This is a genomic window from Paenarthrobacter sp. GQ52, assembly GCF_059759005.1.
This window is the reverse complement of the sequence record NZ_JCAXEJ010000024.1, coordinates 16,953-37,536: the sequence shown is the minus strand read 5'-3', so window position 1 is coordinate 37,536 and position 20,584 is coordinate 16,953. Positions and strand designations below refer to the sequence as shown.

20 protein-coding genes and 1 tRNA gene are annotated in these 20,584 nt (G+C 63.0%); 9 read left to right on the top strand and 12 right to left on the bottom strand.

Annotation, left to right across the window (positions count from 1 at the left end):
* Positions 1–146: 146 nt before the first annotated feature.
* Positions 147–689, top strand: coding sequence for a hypothetical protein (locus tag AC6CH8_RS21130; protein WP_178993436.1), 543 nt, complete (start codon positions 147–149; stop codon positions 687–689).
* 200 nt (positions 690–889) lie between these two features.
* Here AC6CH8_RS21130 and AC6CH8_RS21125 read toward each other — a convergent pair whose 3' ends face one another.
* On the bottom strand, positions 890–1,570 hold the full coding sequence (locus AC6CH8_RS21125; RefSeq protein ID WP_091465482.1) for a winged helix-turn-helix domain-containing protein: 681 nt from the start codon (positions 1,568–1,570) through the stop codon (positions 890–892).
* Complete coding sequence (locus tag AC6CH8_RS21120; protein WP_218649592.1) at positions 1,567–2,844, bottom strand: sensor histidine kinase; 1,278 nt, start codon at positions 2,842–2,844, stop codon at positions 1,567–1,569. The genes AC6CH8_RS21125 and AC6CH8_RS21120 overlap by 4 nt, the downstream gene beginning before the upstream one ends.
* A gap of 199 nt (positions 2,845–3,043) precedes the next feature.
* Here AC6CH8_RS21120 and phoU point away from each other — a divergent pair, with 199 nt between their 5' ends.
* A complete protein-coding gene (gene phoU / locus AC6CH8_RS21115; RefSeq protein ID WP_017198057.1) occupies positions 3,044–3,697 on the top strand; it encodes a phosphate signaling complex protein PhoU in 654 nt (217 codons plus the stop codon).
* 136 nt (positions 3,698–3,833) lie between these two features.
* Here the strand turns inward: phoU and AC6CH8_RS21110 are convergent, their stop codons facing one another.
* Positions 3,834–4,580: a phosphoglyceromutase gene (locus AC6CH8_RS21110; protein WP_420180204.1), complete on the bottom strand. Its 747-nt coding sequence runs from the start codon at positions 4,578–4,580 to the stop codon at positions 3,834–3,836.
* A gap of 96 nt (positions 4,581–4,676) precedes the next feature.
* On the opposite strand from AC6CH8_RS21110, the gene AC6CH8_RS21105 reads away from it, so the two are divergent.
* Complete coding sequence (locus tag AC6CH8_RS21105) at positions 4,677–5,498, top strand: class I SAM-dependent methyltransferase (protein WP_498192230.1); 822 nt, start codon at positions 4,677–4,679, stop codon at positions 5,496–5,498.
* Positions 5,499–5,520: 22 nt separating this feature from the next.
* Here the strand turns inward: AC6CH8_RS21105 and AC6CH8_RS21100 are convergent, their stop codons facing one another.
* Both AC6CH8_RS21100 and AC6CH8_RS21095 read right to left on the bottom strand, forming a co-directional pair.
* Positions 5,521–5,862: a DUF2516 family protein gene (locus AC6CH8_RS21100; protein ID WP_017198060.1), complete on the bottom strand. Its 342-nt coding sequence runs from the start codon at positions 5,860–5,862 to the stop codon at positions 5,521–5,523.
* 10 nt (positions 5,863–5,872) lie between these two features.
* On the bottom strand, positions 5,873–7,057 hold the full coding sequence (locus AC6CH8_RS21095; RefSeq protein WP_498192229.1) for a trans-sulfuration enzyme family protein: 1,185 nt from the start codon (positions 7,055–7,057) through the stop codon (positions 5,873–5,875).
* 73 nt (positions 7,058–7,130) lie between these two features.
* Between AC6CH8_RS21095 and tmk the strand changes: the two genes are divergently transcribed.
* Genes tmk through AC6CH8_RS21080 form a run of 3 tightly spaced genes read left to right on the top strand, consistent with a single transcriptional unit; the run spans position 7,131 to position 10,608 of the window.
* Positions 7,131–7,814, top strand: coding sequence for a dTMP kinase (gene tmk / locus AC6CH8_RS21090; RefSeq protein WP_498192228.1), 684 nt, complete (start codon positions 7,131–7,133; stop codon positions 7,812–7,814).
* The gene (locus tag AC6CH8_RS21085; RefSeq protein WP_429331302.1) at positions 7,811–8,962 is read left to right on the top strand and encodes a DNA polymerase III subunit delta'; all 1,152 of its coding nucleotides are present in this window, start codon (positions 7,811–7,813) and stop codon (positions 8,960–8,962) included. Before tmk ends, AC6CH8_RS21085 begins: the two co-directional genes overlap by 4 nt.
* Before the next feature lie 8 nt (positions 8,963–8,970).
* Positions 8,971–10,608 (top strand): alpha/beta hydrolase, encoded by a 1,638-nt coding sequence (locus AC6CH8_RS21080; protein WP_498192227.1) that lies wholly within the window; start codon positions 8,971–8,973, stop codon positions 10,606–10,608.
* Here the strand turns inward: AC6CH8_RS21080 and AC6CH8_RS21075 are convergent.
* Entirely contained in the window at positions 10,605–11,351 is a 747-nt protein-coding gene (locus tag AC6CH8_RS21075) for an HAD family hydrolase (RefSeq protein WP_498192226.1), read from the bottom strand. The two genes, AC6CH8_RS21080 and AC6CH8_RS21075, sit on opposite strands and share 4 nt — an antisense overlap.
* A 233-nt stretch (positions 11,352–11,584) precedes the next feature.
* Here AC6CH8_RS21075 and AC6CH8_RS21070 point away from each other — a divergent pair.
* Positions 11,585–11,657, top strand: a tRNA-Thr gene (locus AC6CH8_RS21070).
* A 151-nt stretch (positions 11,658–11,808) separates the two neighbouring features.
* Positions 11,809–12,066 carry a helix-turn-helix transcriptional regulator gene (locus AC6CH8_RS21065; protein WP_498192225.1) on the top strand — a complete coding sequence of 86 codons (258 nt, stop codon included), beginning with the start codon at positions 11,809–11,811 and terminating at the stop codon, positions 12,064–12,066.
* A gap of 301 nt (positions 12,067–12,367) precedes the next feature.
* Here the strand turns inward: AC6CH8_RS21065 and AC6CH8_RS21060 are convergent, their stop codons facing one another.
* Genes AC6CH8_RS21060 through AC6CH8_RS21040 form a run of 5 tightly spaced genes read right to left on the bottom strand, consistent with a single transcriptional unit; the run spans position 12,368 to position 17,912 of the window.
* Complete coding sequence (locus AC6CH8_RS21060; RefSeq protein WP_498192223.1) at positions 12,368–13,867, bottom strand: carboxyl transferase domain-containing protein; 1,500 nt, start codon at positions 13,865–13,867, stop codon at positions 12,368–12,370.
* Positions 13,868–15,085 (bottom strand): CaiB/BaiF CoA transferase family protein, encoded by a 1,218-nt coding sequence (locus AC6CH8_RS21055; protein ID WP_420180195.1) that lies wholly within the window; start codon positions 15,083–15,085, stop codon positions 13,868–13,870.
* A gap of 20 nt (positions 15,086–15,105) precedes the next feature.
* Positions 15,106–16,335, bottom strand: coding sequence for an amidohydrolase (locus tag AC6CH8_RS21050; RefSeq protein ID WP_498192221.1), 1,230 nt, complete (start codon positions 16,333–16,335; stop codon positions 15,106–15,108).
* A 48-nt stretch (positions 16,336–16,383) separates the two neighbouring features.
* Positions 16,384–17,115, bottom strand: a complete 732-nt coding sequence (locus tag AC6CH8_RS21045; protein WP_420180193.1) for a hypothetical protein — start codon at positions 17,113–17,115, stop codon at positions 16,384–16,386.
* Between the two features lie 50 nt (positions 17,116–17,165).
* Positions 17,166–17,912, bottom strand: a complete 747-nt coding sequence (locus AC6CH8_RS21040) for a DUF5058 family protein (RefSeq protein ID WP_498192219.1) — start codon at positions 17,910–17,912, stop codon at positions 17,166–17,168.
* A gap of 274 nt (positions 17,913–18,186) precedes the next feature.
* On the opposite strand from AC6CH8_RS21040, the gene AC6CH8_RS21035 reads away from it, so the two are divergent.
* Positions 18,187–19,635, top strand: a complete 1,449-nt coding sequence (locus tag AC6CH8_RS21035) for an amidase (RefSeq protein WP_498192218.1) — start codon at positions 18,187–18,189, stop codon at positions 19,633–19,635.
* On the opposite strand, the gene AC6CH8_RS21030 is transcribed toward AC6CH8_RS21035, so the two are convergent.
* On the bottom strand, positions 19,616–20,572 hold the full coding sequence (locus tag AC6CH8_RS21030) for an Lrp/AsnC family transcriptional regulator (protein ID WP_498192216.1): 957 nt from the start codon (positions 20,570–20,572) through the stop codon (positions 19,616–19,618). The two genes, AC6CH8_RS21035 and AC6CH8_RS21030, sit on opposite strands and share 20 nt — an antisense overlap.
* Positions 20,573–20,584 lie beyond the last annotated feature (12 nt).

Here is a 20,584-nt window from a genome sequence, read left to right as displayed (position 1 = left end):
GAGCAAGCAATGTGCGAGCAAGATCTCCTTCGTTGGTGGCGCCACATAGCCTTCCCGAATCCATATTTCCGGGGGTTTGCCGATAGGCTATGGCTGAAAAGTGTTCCAATGACTCTTGAGGAGTAGGTGTCGTGCGCAATACTGCGATGAACCCTGTCCAGCGCGGCAAGCTGGCAATTGCGGCGGCTGCAATCGGCGTCGGTCTTCTGTCCGTCACCGGCTGTGGATTCGTCAACGCCCAGCAGACTACCCACCAGTACTCGGCATCGGACGGGATCAAAGCTGATCTCGGTCCCCTGCAGTTGCGCAACATCCTGATTGTTGCCTCGGGCGAGAACGAGCCCGGCCGCGTTATCGGCGCCGTATTCAACACCTCCGCCACCGACGCGACCCTCACCATGAGTGGTGCCAACGGCGCACAGACTGAAATCCCGGTCAAGGCCAATGGGGAGACATTCCTGAACGACACAGCGGACGCAGCAATCCTCAGCACCGCCGGTGTCATCCCCGGTGGCCTGGTCCCGATCACCGTCCGCAGCGGTTCCGACTCAGCTACCGTCAACGTTCCGGTGCTTGACGGCACGCTGCCCGAGTACGCCAAGTACCTGCCCACCACGCCGACCCCGACGGCAACGCCGACGTCGACTTCCACGGCTACGTCCTCGGAGGCTCCGGCCGCCGGCCACTAGCAGGCAGCAAGCCACAAGCGATACACATAAGGAAGGGTCCCGCCGCGGCGGGACCCTTCCTTATGTGTGTGTAGCTGCCGACCCCGACGACACCCAAATTTGCCCGGGCCACCCTGCCGGGCGGACGACACCCAAATCCGGGTCGCGTCAGCCGCTTTCCGTGGCGCCAACGAATATGCGCGTCGCCGGTAAGGAAAGCTTTACGGCTCGAACTTGTAACCCAAGCCGCGCACTGTGACCAGGTATCGCGGCACTGAAGGGTCCGGCTCGATCTTGCTGCGAAGCCGCTTCACGTGGACATCGAGCGTCTTGGTGTCCCCCACATAGTCCGAACCCCAGACACGGTCGATTAATTGTCCGCGCGTCAGTACCCTGCCTGAGTTGCGGAGCAGCATCTCCAGCAGCTCGAACTCCTTGAGCGGCAGCGAAACCTGCTCACCGTTGACGCTCACCACGTGGCGTTCGATGTCCATGCGGACAGGACCGGCCTGCACGGTGGACGTAATAAGTTCCTCCGGCTCACCCTGCCGGCGCAGCACCGCGCGGACGCGGGCCACGAGCTCCCGGGAAGAATAGGGCTTGGTGACATAGTCATCCGCGCCAAGCTCCAAGCCAACAACCTTGTCGATTTCCGAGTCCTTGGCCGTCAGCATAATGACGGGGACGCTGGAACGCTGGCGAAGTTGTCGGCACACTTCCGTGCCCGGCGTTCCCGGCAACTGCAGGTCCAGGAGGACAAGGTCGGCACCGTTCCGGTCGAATTCCACCAAGGCGTCGCTGCCGTTGTCCACTACCTCGACGTCAAAACCCTCTTTGCCCAAGAGATAGGACAGGGGGTCGCTGAAGGACTCTTCGTCCTCCACTATCAAAATCCGGCTCAAGCGCTGGCTCCTTGCTCTTGGGCGCCGCTGGCGCCCCCTTGATGATTCACGTGATGGGGTTGTTGAATCGCGTGATGAGGCTCGACGGCGGCAGCAGCCGCCGGAAGTTCGGAAGAGGCGGCCGCAGCGGAAGCCGGAAGGCCGGCGTCGTCGTCCTGTCCTTCCATCTCGGGCAAGCGGATGGTGAAGGTGGATCCTTGGCCGGGCTGGGACCACACGGTTACCTCGCCGCCATGGTTGGACACCACGTGCTTGACGATGCTGAGCCCTAGGCCCGTGCCACCGGTATGCCGGGACCGTGCCGCGTCGACCCGGTAGAAGCGCTCGAACACGCGCTCCTGGTCCTCCGGCGTTAGTCCCTCACCTTGGTCCGTGACGGAGATGGCGACGACGCCCTCCCGGGTTCGGATGCCGACACCTACACGCGTGTTTTCCGGTGAATAGCGAATGGCGTTGTCGATCAGGTTGCGGAGGGCCGTCACCAGGAGGTCGCGGTCGCCGAAAACCAGCGACTCAGAGTGCCCGCCCACCACGATCTGGATATTCTTGCTCTCAGCCGGCAGCTGCGAGCGGTCCACGGCCTCGGTGATCACCGTATTGATATCCACCGCGTGACCTTGCTGGGCAACGTTGGCGCCCTGCAAGCGGGAAAGTTCGATGATGTCCTGGACCAAGGCCGCCAGCCGGCCGGACTCCTTGTGCATGCGCTTGGCGAACCTGCGCACGGCTTCCTCGTCATCAGGCGACGCTTCCAAGGCCTCGGCCAGGAGCGAGATGGCGCCGACGGGTGTCTTGAGTTCGTGGGACACGTTGGCCACGAAGTCGTTGCGGATCTCCTCGGTACGGGTGATCTCAGTGCGGTCGTCGGCCAGAAGCACGATGTATTCCCAACCGAGCATGGCTGCCCGGACCTGGACCACAATAGTGCCCTTGCCCAGCGGGCCACGCGGGAGTTCGTACTGTTCCTCCAGGATCACGCCGTCCCGGCGGACCTTCGCGGTCATGTCCAGGAGTTGCTTATGCACCACTGTGTGGCCACGCACCAGGCCATACGCATACGCTGCCGGACTCGCACGGACAACGCCGTCGATGGCGTCCACCACGACAAAGGCGCGCCCGACGACGGCAAGTACTTCCGCCGCGCCCTCAGGAAGCAGGGGCTCAGTAACGTCCAGGTCCACGATGCTGCGTTGCCGCTCGCTGATCCTGAATGCGAGCATGCCAAAGACGCCCAACGACAGGCCTACGAGACCTGCGACGACACCTATGAGCAATGGATCCACGTGTCCAGCTTATGCTGTGGAAACACGGGCAAGCAGTGATCCGGCGCCAAACGCCGACGGTTCAACTAACGTTCATCTAAAGGAGCCGAACAGTTCACTGGCCCCTGACACAGTTACTGGTTGGACTGTCAATGGTTTTGAGATCCGACCCCCATCATGGGAACAGGATTTCCAAGGAAAGGACGCCTTAGTGCGCAAGGTTTTTCAGGAGGAGCTCACCCAGGTAGGTGACGACCTCATCGAGATCTCCAAGCTGGTTCACGAAGCAATCACGAAGGCTACTACGTCTTTCGAAGGTGCCGACGTGGATCTTGCCCAGGACGTCATCGCGGCAGATGCCCGGATCGACTTCCTGCAGAACAGCCTCGACGAGCGCGCCATCGACATCCTTGCCCTGCAGGGTCCTGTCGCCAGCGACCTCCGCATGATTGTGGGTTCGCTGCGTATGAGCGCGTCTCTGGAACGCATGGGTGACCTTGCCCGCCACGTTGCCCAGTTGGCGCGCCTGCGCTACCCGGCCACCGTGATCCCCGCTTCGCTGACCCAGACCTTCAAGGCCATGGCCCAGCACGACATCGAGATCACCGCCAAGGTGATTGAACTTCTGGAGACCCGCGATCTTGAGGTTGCCCGCGACATCCTCAAGATCAACATCGCAGTGGACGACCTCCACCTCAGCGTCTTCAAGGCCATCGCCTCCCCCGAGTGGAATGAGAGCCCCTCCACCACCGTGGACGTTGCCCTTGCAAGCCGCTACTTCGAGCGCTTCGCCGACCACGGCGTCTCGGTCGCCCGCAAGGTCACCTACCTGGTGACGGGCGAATGGCAGCCTGAAGGCTTCTAGCCCTGAATTAATTACGACGGCGGCCGGTCACCATTGGTGACCGGCCGCCTGCCTTTAACTGCGGCGCAGCGCGTTCTTCGGCCGGAATGCGTCTAAGGGAGGAACGACCGAGCATCCGGCGAAGAACCGCGAAGCCTTATTTTTTGCCTTGGTTGGCCACTGCGAGGATGGCCTGTGCCGCTGCGTCGGGGTCCAGGTAGGTTCCGCCCGGGTTGATGGGCTGGAAGTCCTCATCCAGTTCATAGACCAGCGGGATGCCCGTGGGGATGTTCAGCCCGGCGATGGCGTCGTCGCTGATGCCGTCCAGGTGCTTCACGAGGGCACGCAGGGAGTTGCCGTGGGCGGTGACCAGGACGGTCTTGCCGGCCTTGAGGTCTTCCTTGATGTCCGATTCCCAGTAAGGGAGCAGGCGTACCAGGACGTCCTTGAGGCACTCAGTGCGCGGCAGGGCGTCGCCAAGATCCTTGTAGCGGACGTCGTGTGCCTGGGAGAATTCGCTGTCGTCGGACAGGGGCGGCGGCGGGGTGTCGTAGCTGCGGCGCCATTCCATGAACTGCTCTTCGCCGTATTCGGCCAGGGTCTGGGCCTTGTCCTTGCCCTGCAGGGCGCCGTAGTGGCGCTCGTTCAGGCGCCAGTCGCGCTTGACGGGGATCCAACCGCGGTCGGCCTTGTCCAAGGCCATGTTGGCAGTGTTGATGGCACGCTTCAGGAGCGAGGTGTAGAGGACGTCCGGGAGGATCGCATTCTCAACCAGGAGCTCTCCACCGCGCACTGCTTCTTCGCGGCCTTGATCGTTCAGGTCAACGTCCACCCAACCGGTGAACAGGTTCTTGGCGTTCCATTCGCTGTGGCCATGGCGCAGCAGAATCAGCTTGTAAGTCATGGTTTTCATCCTAGCCGAGCAGTTACATGCCCTGCCCGGCGTTACGTCCGGCAACGAACGCCGCGGACTGAAGCAGGCAGGGATAAAGTGGGGGCCGTGGTGCAAAAAGCGGAACGGGTGGGCTCTCCCCGCAGTCGGGGCGGAAAGCCCGTTGGCAACATCACGCGGGGCACCACGAATCCCAACCGCATGCGCCGCTTGGACCGCTGGTTGGCGGGACCCCAGGCATGGCGGCTGCGCGCCGCCGTCGACCCCCTTGTTGTGGACCTTGGCTATGGTGCCTCGCCGACCACCGCCGTCGAGCTTTTCGAACGGCTGCAAGCCGTGCGGCCGGATGTCAGGGTCTGCGGAATCGAGATTGAACCGGAGCGCGTACGAACTGCCAAGTCACTGGAGCGGCCCGGGCTGAGCTTCCATATAGGCGGCTTCGAAGTCCCTGTACCCGGTGACCCGGTGTTGGTGCGGGCATTCAACGTGCTGCGGCAATATGAGGAAGCGGACGTCGCCGGGATTTGGCGATTGGTGCAGTCGCGCCTGGCACCCGGCGGTCTGTTCATTGACGGCACCTGCGACGAAATCGGACGGCGCGTCACATGGGTCGCTTTGGATGCGGAGCGCCCGTTGAGCCTCAGTTTTTCCGTGCGGTTCGGCAGTTTTGAGCTGCCGTCGGAGGTGGCAGAGCGGCTGCCCAAGGCCCTGATTCACAGGAATGTGCCGGGCGAACCGATCAATGCGTTCCTGCAGGCCATGGATAAGGCGTGGCTGGAAGCGGCACCCTTGGCGTCGTTCGGAAACCGGCAGCGCTGGACGGGCATGTGCCGTTCACTGCGCGACGCCGGATGGCCGCTCCAGGATGGTCCGGCAAGGTGGCGTCTAGGCGAAGTTACCGTGGCATGGGACGCCGTAGCGCCAAGCTAAGGCCGATTTACCAGTAGTGCCTTTACCAGGGGCCGTACGGACCGACATTTCGGTTGCCGCCACTGCCGGCCTCACGCACGGCGGGACGGACATCGGCAAGGTAGACGCAGGCTGCGGTGACGGCAGCAATGCCGAACAAACCCAAGCCGCTGCCGCCGGTGAGGACGGTCAGGGCGCCGATCGCAAGCGCCACTCCGGTGAGGGCAAGCCAGAAGGTCTTGGTGCGCTTGGAAGCCGCCACGAAGAGCGTCGGCTTATGGCGCAGGCAGTCCGCGAAGGCCCAAAGTTCCAAGGCAAGGGCAACCAAGCCAAGGATGAAGTACACCGCGTTGGTGACAATCGCGATCAAGAATTTTCCGTCCACGCTCTCCAGCCTAACCGTCCAGCGACTTCAGCGCTTGCTCAAGGTCGGACCAGAGGTCCTCCACGTTCTCGATCCCGACACTCAACCGGACCAGATTCTCCGGAACGCTGAGCGGCTCGGCCGTGTGCCGGCGTCGGCGTTCAATCAGCGATTCGACCCCACCCAGGGACGTCGCCGGAAGCCAGAGCTGCAATGCGCGAACCAATTCGTCTGCGGCTTCGGCACCGCTGCGTTGTTCGTCGCCGGCGATTTGGATACAGAGAATGGAACCGAAACCCTTCATCTGCTCCTTGGCACGTTGATGGCCCGGGTCCGTCGGGAGGCCGGGGAACCGGATGGCTTCCACGCGGGGGTGGCTGCTGAGACGTTCGGCGAGGGTTGATGCGGAGGCTTGGGAACGCTCGATCCGCAGCGCCAAGGTACGGAGGCCGCGCAGTGCCAGCCAGGCCTCGAAGGGTCCGGCGATACCCCCGTGGATGATCCGGTGGTGTAGCAGGGTGGCGCGCAGTTCCGGATTGGACGTCACCAACGCACCAAGGACAACGTCCGAATGCCCGGCCAGGTACTTGGTCACCGAGTGAAGCACGACGTCGGAACCCAGGCTGAGGGGCTGCTGCACCAAAGGCGTGGAGAAGGTGTTGTCCGTGACCACGATCGCGCCAACTGCGTGTGCGGCCTCAGTGAGCGCGCGGACGTCGGCGATGCCGAGCATCGGGTTGGTGGGGCTTTCCAGCCAGAGCAGGTCCGCGTTCTTGCCATTTTCAGGGCTGATGAGCGCCTTCACTGCGTCCGTATCCGTGATGTCCACGGTGCGAAGTTCAAGGAAACCCTTCTCGGCCAATTCAGTGGCCATGACCAGGGAACCTGCGTAACTGTGCGAGGGCATTACCACCACACCGCCGGCAGGAACAAGCGACAACGCTGAGCTGACCGCTGCCAGGCCGGACGCATAGAGCAGGCCCGGTAGGGTGGCGCCTTCCAGTTTGGCCAGCGCGTCCTCGAAGGGATCCCAGGTGGGGTTCGCGTAGCGCCCGTAACCGCGGTCTCCTTCGCCTAACGAGCCTGTTCCGAAGTATGTGGAGGACAGGACGATGGGAGGATTCACCGGCTCGTCATGGGCGCGGTCAGGGCGGCCGGCTGCAACTACGACGGTTTCCGGAGACAAATCGGCGGCGTGCTGATCGGAAAGGCTCATGGTTTCAGCGTAGTCGTGGGCAATGCTGTGGATAAAAGGCGTCTCGTATGCCGGTGATCGGTAGGCTAGTCGAGTGAGTATTAAGAGCCCAGGCCTTTTCATTGCCTTTGAAGGCGGAGACGGAGCGGGCAAGTCCACGCAGGCAGCCCGGCTCTCGGACGCCCTCGAGTCACGGGGGCTTTCCGTGCTGCGCACCCGCGAGCCAGGCGGCACCCCCATCGGAGAGAAACTGCGTTCGCTTGTCCTGGACCACGGGCACGGCACCATCGATCCCCGCACCGAAGCCCTCATGTTCGCGGCCGCCCGCGCAGCCCATGCCAGCCAGGTGATTCGTCCAGCACTGGCCGACGGAACCGTTGTCATTACGGACCGCTACATTGATTCGTCCGTTGCCTATCAGGGTGCTGGCCGCGGCCTCGGCGCCGAGGGCGTTTTGTCACTCAACGAATGGGCCACCGAAGGCCTGCATCCGGACCTGACGGTACTGCTCGACGTCGACCCCTCCGATGGCCGCCAACGCCGCACCGCAGGGGACGCCACCGAGGACAGGCTGGAGTCTGAGCCTGACGAGTTCCATTCCGCCATCCGGCACGCTTTCCTGGACCTTGCAGCAGCTTCACCGACCAGCTATCTGGTGCTGCCCGCCAAGGCCGACATTGAAACGTTGGCCGCCCGGATTTTGGAGCGGGTGGAGTCGCTGATCGTTGACAACGGCGTGCTAGTAGTGGGCGAAACGACTTCGGGCGACCGCCCGTGAGCGTCTGGGACGACCTCCAAGGGCAAGCGCCAGTGGTTGCCCAACTCAAGCAGGCGGCGCAGGGCGAGACCGGACTTACCCATGCCTGGCTCTTCACCGGACCGCCCGGATCCGGCCGTTCGAACGCTGCCAAGGCCTTCGCCGCCGCCTTGAACTGCGAGCAGGACGACGTCACCATGCGTGGCTGCGGCGACTGCGCGGCATGCCACACGATCCTCGGTGAGACGCACTCTGACGTGACGTTCGTGCGCACCGAGAAGGTCACCATCACCATCGATGAAGCCCGCGAACTCGTGTCCAAAGCAGGCGACCGGCCGGCAACGGGACGGTGGCGGATCATCGTGGTGGAGGACGCTGACCGCATGGCCGAGCGCACCACCAACGTTCTGCTGAAAGCCATCGAGGAACCCACTCCCAGGACTATCTGGATGCTGTGTGCGCCCTCCCCCGCCGACGTCCTGGTCACCATCCGTTCGCGATGCCGTCCCGTGAGCCTGCGACTGCCGCCAGCTTCCGACGTCGCTGACCTTTTGGTGAGGCGCGACGGCGTCGAACGCCAACTCGCCGACCGTGCGGCGCGGGCCGCGCAAAGCCATATAGGGATTGCCAGGCGCTTGGCCCGCGACGCCGATGCGCGGCAACGTCGGATGGATACCGTTCGTATCCCGCTTGGCCTGCGAGGCGTCACCGCTGCCGTGATGATGGCCGAAAAGTTGGTCAAGATCGCCACCGAAGAAGCCAACAGCTCCAACGACGAACGCGACGCCGCAGAGAAGATCGCACTCCTGGCGAGCCTGGGCGCTCCCGAATCCGGCACCCTCCCACCGTCCATGCGTAGCCAGGTCAAGCAACTTGAGGACGACCAGAAACGGCGCGCCAAGCGCTCCATCACTGACTCGTTGGACCGCACGCTGACGGATCTGCTGTCCTTTTACCGGGACGTCCTGATCATCCAACTGGGGAACGCAGTGGAACTGGTCAACGTTGAACTCAAGAGCGAACTGGAAGAATTCGCGGGCCATTCAACGCCGGAAACCACCCTGGCCCGGATGGACGCCATCAACAAGGCCCGTGTCCGAATCACCACCACCAACGTGGCGCCGCTATTGGCGGTCGAGTCCATGGCCACGAGCCTCATCCAGCAATAGGAGAATGCATGAAGTCCGCACCCCGCCGGTCCGCCGGTACCCCTTCAAGGGACCGGTCTGCCCAGCTTGATGCGGGTGGTGGTTCGGCAAGCCGGGGTGTTGCGGGGCGTGGGCCCCGCCGCGGGTTTGCGGCGCTATGCGTTGCCCTTGCTTCCATGCTGGTACTCAGCGCCTGCACCCTTCCGTTCCTGCCAACCCCAACAGCCAAGCCCTCCACCAGCACAGTTGATCCGTCCATCGCTGCCTCAGCTCCTGAAGGCTTGGAAAAGTTCTACTCGCAATCCGTGGAGTGGAACTCGTGCGAGGATGGCTACCACTGCGGCAAGGTCCAGGTGCCTAAGGACTACGCTAATCCGGCTTCCGGGGACATCACGCTTTCCGTCATCAAGTTGCCCAGCACCGGGAACAAGCAAGGGTCCATCCTGGTCAACCCCGGCGGACCTGGTGGTTCCGGCGTCGATTTCATCAAGGATGCCGGCAACACCCACTTCACCGAGAAGCTGCGGGCAAACTACGATGTGGTCGGTTTTGATCCCCGGGGCGTGGGCCGCTCCGCTCCTGTGACCTGCATGACCGACGCCGAACGTGACGCCGCGCGCGAAAAAGTGTTCCGCAAGAACACCGACGAAGGACTGGCTGCCGCACTTGCCTTTAACAAAGCCTTCGCTGAGCAGTGCGCCCAGCAGACCGGTGATGTCTTGGGCCATATCGATACCGTGAGCGCCGCCAAGGACCTGGACATCCTGCGCGCCGTAGCGAACGATGCCAAACTCAACTACTTGGGCTTCTCCTACGGCACGTTCCTCGGATCCACCTACGCTTCGCTCTTCCCGGACAACGTGGGCCGCGTGGTCCTTGACGGCGCCGTGGATCCAGCCAACAGCAACGAGGAACTGACAGCCGGCCAGGCACGCGCCTTCGAAAGGGCCCTCCGCACTTATGTGGCCAGCTGCCAGGGACAACAACAGTGTCCTTTGAGCGGATCCGTGGACAACGGTGTTCAGGAAATCCGTGATCTCATCAACGCCGTTGACCAGAATCCCCAAACCGCCAAGGACGGGCGTTTGGTGACGGCCAACGACTTCGTCAACGGCCTCATTCTTCCCCTCTACAACGATCAAAGCTGGCCGGCCCTGACCCAGGCCCTGGAGAGCGCCTTCTCCGGTGACGTCTCCCAGATGATGCGGCTTGCGGACTTGGGTGCAGACCGCGACCCCAACGGCACATACAGCTCCAATTCCGCTTTCGCGTTCCAGGCCATCAACTGCCTGGACTATCCGATGGTTACGGACACTGCCGGCATGCGGGCGGAGGAAGTCCGTCTTTTGCAGGACTCCCCCACATTCGGTGCGTTCTTCGCCTACGGCGGTGTCACCTGCAAGGACTGGCCCTACCCCAGCACCCGCACCCCGGCCCCGGTGGAATACAACGGATCTGCGCCCATTGTGGTGGTGGGAACCACTGGTGATCCTGCCACCCCGCTCGAGTGGTCCCAGTCGCTGCGCAAGCAGCTTGAGAATGCTTCCCTCGTCACGTGGGAAGGTGAGGGGCACACAGCCTACGGCCGCGCGAACACGTGCGTCAGCACCGCCGTCGACGACTACTTCGTAGACGGAAAGCTGCCGCAGGACGGCCTCACATGTTAGAGGATCCTGGCTTCCCGCTTCTCCACCAGGAGCGGGAGCTGCTTGATGGAATCCACGACGACGGTGGCTCCGGCCGCGCGTAGCGTCGCCTCCGAGTGCGAGCCGGTCAGGACGCCCGCCACGAGAGACGCTCCGGAACGAACGCCCGAAAGCATGTCAGAGCTGGTATCGCCCACCACTGCCACCTCCCGCACATCATCGAGGTCCAGTGCCAGCACGGCTGTCAGAATCATGTCCGGGTACGGACGCCCACGCCCGGCATCGGCAGGGCAGAGGCTAAGGTCCGCCAGGCCCATCCACCCGAGCGATTCAAGCACCATGTTTTGTGTGTGGCGGCCGAATCCCGTAGCCAGGCAAACCTGCATGCCGGACTCACGCATCCACAGAATGGCGTCTTCCGCCCCGGCAATGGCGCGTATACCGCCGTCCTCAATGAGCTCGTCATAGGTTTTTTCGAAGATTTTGTTTGCGCTTTCGGCCACCGCGGGATCCTCGAAGAGGTGGCTGAAGACAGTCAATTTCGAGAAGCCCATGGTGTCCCGGGCATAGCCGAGCATGCTCTCGAACCGGGTGCTACCCGGTTCGATGCCGTGCTCCACAAGTGCCTTGGACATGGCCCGCTCTGTGCGGCCATCATCGGTGATGGTGGTTCCCACCATGTCCACGACGGCTAGCCTCAGTCGGTTCGGTGCATGGCTGTCGTCCCTGCTAATTTCGTTCCCGTTCAACGCGTCCCCGGTCATGGAGCGGCTCCTTCAGCTTGTTACGCGACTTCGCTTGTATGCATGGCGGATGGATCTCACCACAGTTGATTCCCCAGCTTCCGGCTGCCGGGAAACCACTGCCTGAACCCGGTCCGACGCGCGGGTGAACATCCCCGCAACGGCCGCCACTGCCCTCGTTTTGACCCGGGCGCGGTGCCTCTATTACAGTTATGTCTTGCGTGATCGCCCGGGAAACCGGTGATGAACGCGGTGCTTCCTTAGCTCAGTCGGTAGAGCGTTTCACTCGTAATGAAAAGGTCATCAGTTCGATTCTGATAGGAAGCTCGGTAGAGAACCCCTGGAAATCAAGGATTTCCGGGGGTTCTTCTTTTCTGTGCTCATACGCCTGCTGTAGTCGAAATAGCGAACATTGCCGGAATTCCGCGATATGTGCGAAATATTGAACAACTGGGAATTCTTGCCATATGATCGATATATGGAACACGCTGAGGCGACCCCCTTCTACCGCGCTGTCGACGGGCCTTCCCTGGGGCGCGCGATCAGCGAGACACGCAAAGAAGCCGGACTGACCCAGCAGGAGCTTGCCGGGCGGCTAAAGGTCACTAGGGGAACGATCGTCCGGCTGGAGCGAGGAGAAGCCGTATCCCTCGTGGTCGCCATGAACGCCATCAGGACTCTCGGCCGGGACGTGGCACTGGTACCCCGGTTCTCGAAGCTTCAGATCCGCCCATGAATCCAAGGAAAAAACTCAACGTCGCCGGAGGGACAGGTACGCTCGCGCCTACTATTCCCTCACGCTCCTCGACGGCGGTGAAGTGCGCCTTGCCCCGCTATACGATGTGGCTCCCACCTTGCTGCTATATGCACCAAGCAACAACGCGGGCCACACCGTTGGCGGGCAGATCCGGCTGGGCTATATAACTCTGGAACACTTGATTCGTGAGGGTGTGGCTTGGGGCATGCACGATGAGGACTCGCGACAAACAGCAGTCTATTGAGCGGCGGCCCGGCAAGGCGGCAATGACCCCAGCAGCCTAGCCAACCAGGGCCCGGTACCGGGAGCGGCGCCCTTGGCCATCCGTCCTGCCCCGGTTGGCCAGGACGTGAAGTTCGACGGCTATCACGTCACCCAGGCGGCGGCAGAACTCAACCGGTTCGGCCGCAGCATCAGGGCCCTCCTCCATCACCATGTCCACCACGCCACTGGCCGCGAGCGCAGCTGCGGTAATGCCCTGACTTTCTGCGAGCGCTGCGGCGTGCACAGTAGTCCGGTGCACTATTGCGCTGGCGCCTTCGGGTGGGAGCGGGGCGAGCCAGGCGTTCCGTGCGGCGATGGTCCGGTCGGCGGGCAGGAGGGCGAGTGCCCCTCCCCCGGTCCCTTGCCCCAGCAGGACTGACAGCGTAGGGGTTGCCAAGCCGAGGAGGTCGTATAGGGACCGGGCGATCTCGGCGGCGAGCCCACCTTCTTCGGCGTCCTTGGACAACGCCGCTCCAGGCGTGTCGATGATCGTAACAAGTGGAATGCGGAGTTCCTTGGCCAAACGCATCCCGCGTCGGGCATCGCGCAATGACGCCGGCCCCATCACATTGTTCCGTTGATGGCCCACCACCACACAGGATGTGGTCCCGAATCGGGCAAGAGCTACCAGCATTCCGTCGTCCTTGGTGCCATCCCCCGCACCGCGCAGCAACACCACGCTGCGAGCGGAGTGTTGAAGGAGTTCGCTTGTGGATGGCCTCTGAGTGTCCCGCGAGCGGACTACGGAGTCCCAGGCAGTTCCCTCGGCGGGTTCGGAGAGTTCGCCGAGGCTGGTTGTCTGCGCACCAACGAAGTCCTCAGTCGGCCGCAAAAGGTCCAGCACCCGTCCGAAGTAGTCCCGGACCCCTTCGGGCGGAACCACGGCATCAACCAGCCCATGATCGAACAGGTTCTCCGCGATCTGGACCCCGGAGGGGAAGGCTTCACCGTGCAGGGCCTCATAGACACGCGGTCCAAGGAATCCTAAAAGTGCCCCCGGCTCCGCAGCGGTGACGTGTCCCAGTGATCCCCACGACGCCATGACCCCGCCGGTGGTCGGGTGCCGCAGGTACACCAGGTACGGCAGTCCTGCAGTGCGATGCGCCTGCACTGCGGCCACGATTTCTACCATGGCCAGGAACGCATTGGTTCCCTCCTGCATGCGGGTCCCTCCGGATGCCGGCATTGCCACCAACGGCAGCCCAAGGTCCGTGGCGCGTTCGACGGCGGCTACCAGCCTTTGCGCTGCATCCCGCCCGATTGACCCGGCAAGGAAAGCAAAGTCGGACACCACGACGGCGATGCGATGGTTCCGTATGCGTCCTTCGCCTGTGAGGACAGATTCGTCACTGCCGGATTTCTCCCGGGCCGTGGTCAGGTCGGCAGCGTACCCGGCGTTGGCAGAGCCAGCCACCCCCCGAACCGGACCATCCCAGGAAACGTATGTCCCGGCGTCGAGGACGTGATCCAGCAGTTCGTGGGCACCGAGCCGCCGGTGCGTGGCAGTGGCCGCCATTCAGCCCACCTCCGTTGAGGCCAGCCACTCCCGGACACCGTCGCCGTGCTGGTTCAGTAGCGGCGGGGCGGTGTGGGAGCGGCGGGTGGATTCGGCACCGGCGGCATTGTCGAAGAAGCGAAGCGGTGGCCCCGGCAAAGTCACAGATCCCAGGCGTGGATGCTCGACGTCTACCAACAACCCTTGGGATACCAGTTGCGGCCATTCATAGACTTCCTTGAGGGTGCGCACTTTACCGGCAGGAACTCCGGCGGCTTCAAGCTTGGCGAGCAGCGGCTCTGCGTCGTAGTCTGCGAACGCGGTCTCCACCACTTCAATGATGCGGGTCCGGTTACGGACCCGGTCGGCGTTGGTGTTGAGGCCGTTGGTGTCGATGCCGAAAGCGGAGGTAAAAGCAGCCCATAGCTTTTCGCTGCCGACACTGATCTGGACACTCCCATCCCGGCATCGGAACAGGCCGTAGGGTGCGATGGATGGGTGATGGTTGCCCTGAGCCTCAGGTTCCTCCCCTGCGACTGTGACCTTGGTGCCTTGGAACGCGTGAACCCCAACGAGCGATGCCAGCAGCGAGGTTCGAACCACTTGCCCCCGGCCGGTGTGTTCACGCTCCAACAGGGCGGCCACCACCCCGTACGCCCCATACATGCCGGAGAGCAGATCTGCGATGGGCACCCCAACGCGCTGTGGATCGTCAGGACCGGATCCCGTCAGCGACATCAGCCCGGCCTCGCCTTGAAGAATCTGATCGTAGCCGCTGCGGTGCGACTCCGGGCCGTCGTGGCCGAAGCCCGTGATGGACAAGATGACCAGGCGCGGGTTGATGCTGTGCATGGCATCAGTGCTGAAGCCGAGCCGTTCCAGGACACCGGGCCGGAAGTTCTCCACCACAACGTCGGCCCGCTCCAGGAGCTGGCGGAGGACGGTTTGGCCGTCCTCGCTCTTGAGGTCCAGTGCCAGGGATTCCTTGTTGCGGTTGCAGGACATGAAGTACGTGGCCTGCGGCTCGTCCTCGGGTCCCACAAAGGGCGGTCCCCAGCCCCTTGTGTCATCGCCGGAGCCTGGGTTTTCTATCTTGATGACCCTCGCTCCGAGGTCTCCCATCATCATGGCAGCGTGCGGGCCTGCGAGCGCCCGGCTGAGGTCCACCACCAACCTCCCTGCGAGGGGACCGTCGGCTGCCTGGAGAACAGGGGCTGTTTCTGTCAGTGCTGAAGTCATGGAGTTCCTTGATATGTAGTTCAGTTGCCCAGCCGGGACAGAAGGACGGCGACGGCGGCAGAGACTCCTCCTGCCAGCGACCCTTCCAGCTCGGGAGCGAAGAACGGTGAGTGGTTGACGGGGACGGGGCCCGGCCCTTCGTGGCCGGCTGTGGGGGTGCCGCCGAACATCCAGAACACGGAAGGCACTCCAATGGCGGTGCCCAAGTGCCCAAAGTCCTCGCTGCCCATCATCGGTGGGGTGATTTCGACAGCTTCGGTCCCCAGTGCAAGTCGCAGGGCCTCCACAACGGAAGGAACGGCGTCGGGATCGTTAAAGCACTGCGGGAAGCGGTACATTTCCTCGATGTCCGGTTGCGGCGCTCCGGAGGCGGCGGCTTCTGCCACAATGATGCGGCGGACTGCGGCGAGAACCTGGCTGCGGACGTCCTCGTCGAAGGTACGGATGTTGAGGGTGAACTCGGCCGACGCCGGGATGATGTTCTCCTTAAGACCAGCGTGGAAAGTCCCTACGGTCACGACGGCGGACTTCCGCGGGTCCAGCTCACGGGACACGATGCCCTGCAACCGGGTGACCATATGCGCGGCCATGACGATGGGATCGATGGAATCCTGCGGCTGCGAGCCGAGCGACTGCTGGCCGTGGACGGTGACCCTCAGCGAATCCGCCATCGCGGCCACCGGTCCGCTGGAAATGGCGACCGTACCCACAGGCCGGGGCATAACGTGCTGGCCGAAGACCACTTCCGGCCGCGGGGCCTTGTCCCACAGCCCGTCGTCGAGCATCGCAAGTGCACCGGCGGCAGTCTCTTCACCGGGCTGGAAGATCAACACCAGCGTCCCCGACCATGCGTTCAGGTTGCCGGCAAGCACTTCGGCGGCACCCAGCAGGCTGGCCACATGGGTGTCATGGCCGCAGCCATGCATCACCGGGACCGTAGTGCCGTCCGGCAGGGTGCCTGTGTCGGTGCTGGCATATTCCAAGCCGGTGGCTTCTTCAATGGGCAGGCCATCCGAGTCGGCCCGGAAGGCCACCACGGGACCAGCGCCGTTGCGCAGGATCCCCACAACGCCGGTGCCCCCGCAACGGAAATGCTCAATGCCAAGGCCGTCCAGCTGTTCCTCGATCAGCTTGGCGGTGGCAAACTCCTGCATGGACAGTTCCGGATGTGCGTGGAGGTGCCGGTAGAGGGCATGGAGCTTAGTGGTCTGGTCTGAGTCGAGTCGGAGGGCGGTCACTGTTGAAGTCATGGGTCTTGTCTTCCTCTTGAATTCTGTATTCAGGCTGGCGTGAATTGGCTACTCTTCACGGATTGCAGGTGCCGCAGGGGATTGAGCCCCACGGAAGAACCACGCCAGCAGGATGGTGCCGAGGACAGCGATGGCGGTGGATACCATGGCGAGCGACGGCACCAGCGGCAGCACTACGAAGACGACGACTGCCGAAACCACCAGGGCGAACACAGTGGTGCGGGGCTGCTTCATGGAAACGATGGCCTGCACCAGGACAGCGCCCAGCACGGCGGGCAGTACGTAAAGACGCGTGACGAGCAGTACCGATGGCGGGATGACGCTGATCAGCCAGGTGCCTAACAATCCCACGAAGAGTGCCAGTGAAAACAGGTGCACCACTGCTGCTCCGCAGATGGCAACGACGGCGGCAAGTTCGGCTCGTTTGCTGCCTGCCTTTGCACCGATATTGGTTTGTGCGATCAGTGCCGCGGGGAGCAATTTGCTGGAAATGTTGCCGATCATGAACGCTTGGTACATACCGGCGGGTCCCAAAATCGGGTAGTACGTGAGGGGTTCCACGATCCAAATGATGCCGAAAGTGGCGGCAACGGCGGCGAAAGCGATCCACAACTGGGCGGCACCTATGTCCAGGCCGCCGAAGAACACCAAGTACAACGGACCTGCAAGGGAGATCAAGAGCCCGGCGATCATGGTGATCTGGCCCCAGCGGGAGGTTGTGCGGTTGAAGTCCGCCATGCCAGTGCTGCTGGAGGTGGGAGCGGAAGTGATGGAAGACATTGGGGATGTTCCTTTCGTGCTCAGGGAAATGACGGCGGCAGTCGTTTGCCTCAGGCGCCGACAGCGAAGTAGGCGGCGACCAGTCCGAAGACGATCGAAAAACCGAGCCCCCACTCCCGGAGCCAGCTCCTGCCGAGTCTCTTGGCCAGCAGAAGGCACACCCCCATGACGGCCGCGGAGACAACGAAGGAAAGGACGTGTGTCCCGGACTTGGGCAGTTCAGTGAGCCCGAGGCAGGAGAACGCTCCAATCAGTGCCGCCGCTGGAACAATCGCCATGGCGGCCGGATTCACGGAGCGGATCTTGGCGTCGCCCTTGCGGAGCAGCGGCGTCAGGATCAAGGTAGCGAGCATCCACATGGCGCCACCAATGCTCATGACGAAGAACGCCACGGCAAAAACGCTCTGGGTGTAGCTGGCATCTCCCAGCTTGGCCCCCATCGTGCCCGCGGAAATGCTTGCCGCTGACACCTCGTAGGCCGCTGACCCTATGAGGCCGATCCGCACAAGAACTGCCGGCGCCCCAAAGAGGCCCAATAAAGCGATGGCAACGAGGCACACCGCCAGGGAGGGCCCGATGGCCGATACAGCGCCGGAGCGGAAGGACGTCTTGATGTCCTGCGTGCTCATGTCCACGGAGGGGGCAGCCCGTCTGGTGGCTTTCATGAAGATAACGGACTGAATGATGATCACGCCGAAGACGCCTGCCACGCAGATCCACAGGACGGGGTTGTTGGCGATGGCCATGATGTTGGTGGCGTCGTTGGCGAGCGGTTGAAGAGCCAGGGGTTGGTGCAAGGGAACCTCCCAGGTGTTGGCCCCTCGACAGGTCCTTAACCGGACTACTCTGTGCGGCTTGGGTATGCTAGGGGGCTAATCCTTACCATCGACCAGATCGGCCAATGGGTTACCAACACCCTCCTTTATGAGCCGCATCACAAGCAATAGCTGACGGAATCAGCCGCAAGTTTGGCCGAATCAGTCAAAGCTTGCCTTTGGTTGCTTCGAGGCTTCCGTCGCTTTCTGTGACCGGGCACACTTTCAGGCAGTAGCAATCCAGCAAAGGAGCACCATGCCTGACACCCTTGGCGAGCTGTCCGCCGTCGAACTCTCCGCAGCCATCCGAGACAAAAAGGTTTCGGCGCGCGAAGCCCTGGCCGATCACCTGGAGCGCATTTCCGAGGTCAATCCCGCAATCAACGCCGTGGTAACCCTCGACCCGGAGGGTGCCCAGGCCCTGGCGCTTCGCGCCGACCAACTCACGGCTTCCGGGGCCGCGTTGCCACCCCTCCACGGCCTGCCCATGACACACAAGGACACCAATAACACCGCCGGGATGCGTACCACCCAGGGCTCACTCGCCCTGCGTGACTTTGTTCCCGCCGCCGACGACCTCATCATTGCGCGCTTGAAGGCTGCCGGTGTGGTGAGCACCGGAAAGTCGAACGTTCCCGAGTTTGGTGCGGGCTCCCACACTTTCAACGATCTCTTCGGAACCACTACCAACCCTTACGCTCCCACCCTGAGTGCCGGCGGCAGCAGCGGCGGAGTGGCCGCCGTCGTCGCCGCCCGGGTCCAGAGCATCGGCGACGGCAGCGACATGGGCGGATCGCTCCGTATCCCGGCGTCCTTCTGCAATGTGGTGGGCTTCAGGCCGTCGACGGCGGTGATCCCCATGCCGTCCGACGCCAACGCCTATGCGTGGCTGGGGAGGACTGGACCGATGGCCCGAAGCGTGGAGGACATTGCGTTGTTCATGTCAGTTACGGCAGGCAAGGATCCGCGCGTGCCGCATCCGACAGGGCTGGATCCCGAAGTTTTCCGTGCCAGCCTGGAAACAGACATGCGGGGAGTCCGGATCGGCTGGTCCCGCGACTTTGGCATCGGCGTGCCCGTGGAAGCCGAAATCCTGGAGCATTTGGAACGTCAACTGGCGGTCTACGAGGGCCTTGGAGCAGTCGTGGAAGAAGCCACCCCGGACTTCAGCGAAGCGGACCTGGTGTTCGGCAACACCCGTGCCTTGGACTTCGCCGCGGGCCTTGGGCCGATTCTGGAGCGAGCCGGCGATGTCATCAAGCCTGAGGTGCACTGGAACGTGGAGAAGGGATTCGCCCTCACGGCGCGGGATTTGATTGAAACCGCAGCCGCCCGCAGCCGGTTGGAATTGAGCGTCCAGGATTTCTTTGGCCGGTACGATCTCTTCGCCAGCCCCTGCGCCCAGGTACTCCCCTTCGACGCAACGCTGAGGTACCCCTCTGACATTGCAGGGGTACCTTCGGAGACATACCTGGACTGGATGCGATCGGCTTGCCTCCTGTCCGCGACGGGACTTCCCGTACTCAGCGTTCCGGCCGGGTTCAGCTCCACAGGCCTGCCCATCGGCCTCCAGCTCGCCACCAACCACTATGCGGATATGCAGTTGCTCCGTTATGGCCGTGCCTTCGAGCAGCAGACCGGCTACGCGGCCGTTGCCCCCGTGATGACGGCTGAAGCGGCGCCGCTTACGACGGCGAGCGCATAACCCGTCCCCCGCGTTTGCGGGCGTCGAGAAGGATGGAAACGTCTACGCCGGCTGCGCCCTGAGCCCACTCCGAGTCGGTGATGAAACGGTAGAGGGACGTCATGTCCTCCACGGTCACATCCGCCATGATCTGATAGTCACCGGCGATTGCCACGGCGTAACGGACAGTGTGAAGCTCGGCAAGACTTTGCCCAACGTGCTCAACATGCTGCGGCGAAGCCCGGATCCAAAGGAGTGCTTCGACACCCAGGCCGAAAGATGACGGTTCAACGATCGCCCTCAAATGAACCTGGTTATTGGCCAACAACCATTCACTGCGTCGGCGGGCAGTGGCTTCCGAGACTCCGACTCTGCGTCCCAGCGCTTCGAAGCTCATCCGGCCATCAGCACAAAGTGCATCAACGAGCTCGTTGTCCTGCCGGCTCAGGTCTTGCCGCGGGACCAGGACACCGGAGTCTTGCGTGAGACCCGAGCGGAGGGCCTCCGCCTTGTCTGCGGGCAGAATCTCCGGCCGCCACCCCCTGATGGTCCGGAAATAGCGGAGCACAGGGTAGCTGGTGGAATCCCGCAAGCCGAGGGTAGATGGCAGCTCATCGGACAAGACGTCACCCATGCGTGCCGGCTCAGTGAGGATTTCTGCCACGCAATCGCCGGTTCCGGTGGTGGTGTAGACAAACGTCGTGTCTGCCCGTTGCGACAGAGCGTGGGCGGCTGCCCGCACCGTTCCCGGCATGCACCGCATCTCCACCAGCACCACCGCTTGCTTTGGCCTGATTCCCACCACTGCTACCGCTCCGGACTCCAGGAGCTGGGATCCCCGGCGCGCAACAGTGCGCTCCGCTTCCCCTAAAACGGCAGCGATTTTCCGCCAAGGGCATCGCGGATCCAGTTGCAGCGCCGCAACGATCTGCCGCTCCAATGCGTCAAAAGCCACCATGCCAACTCCGTC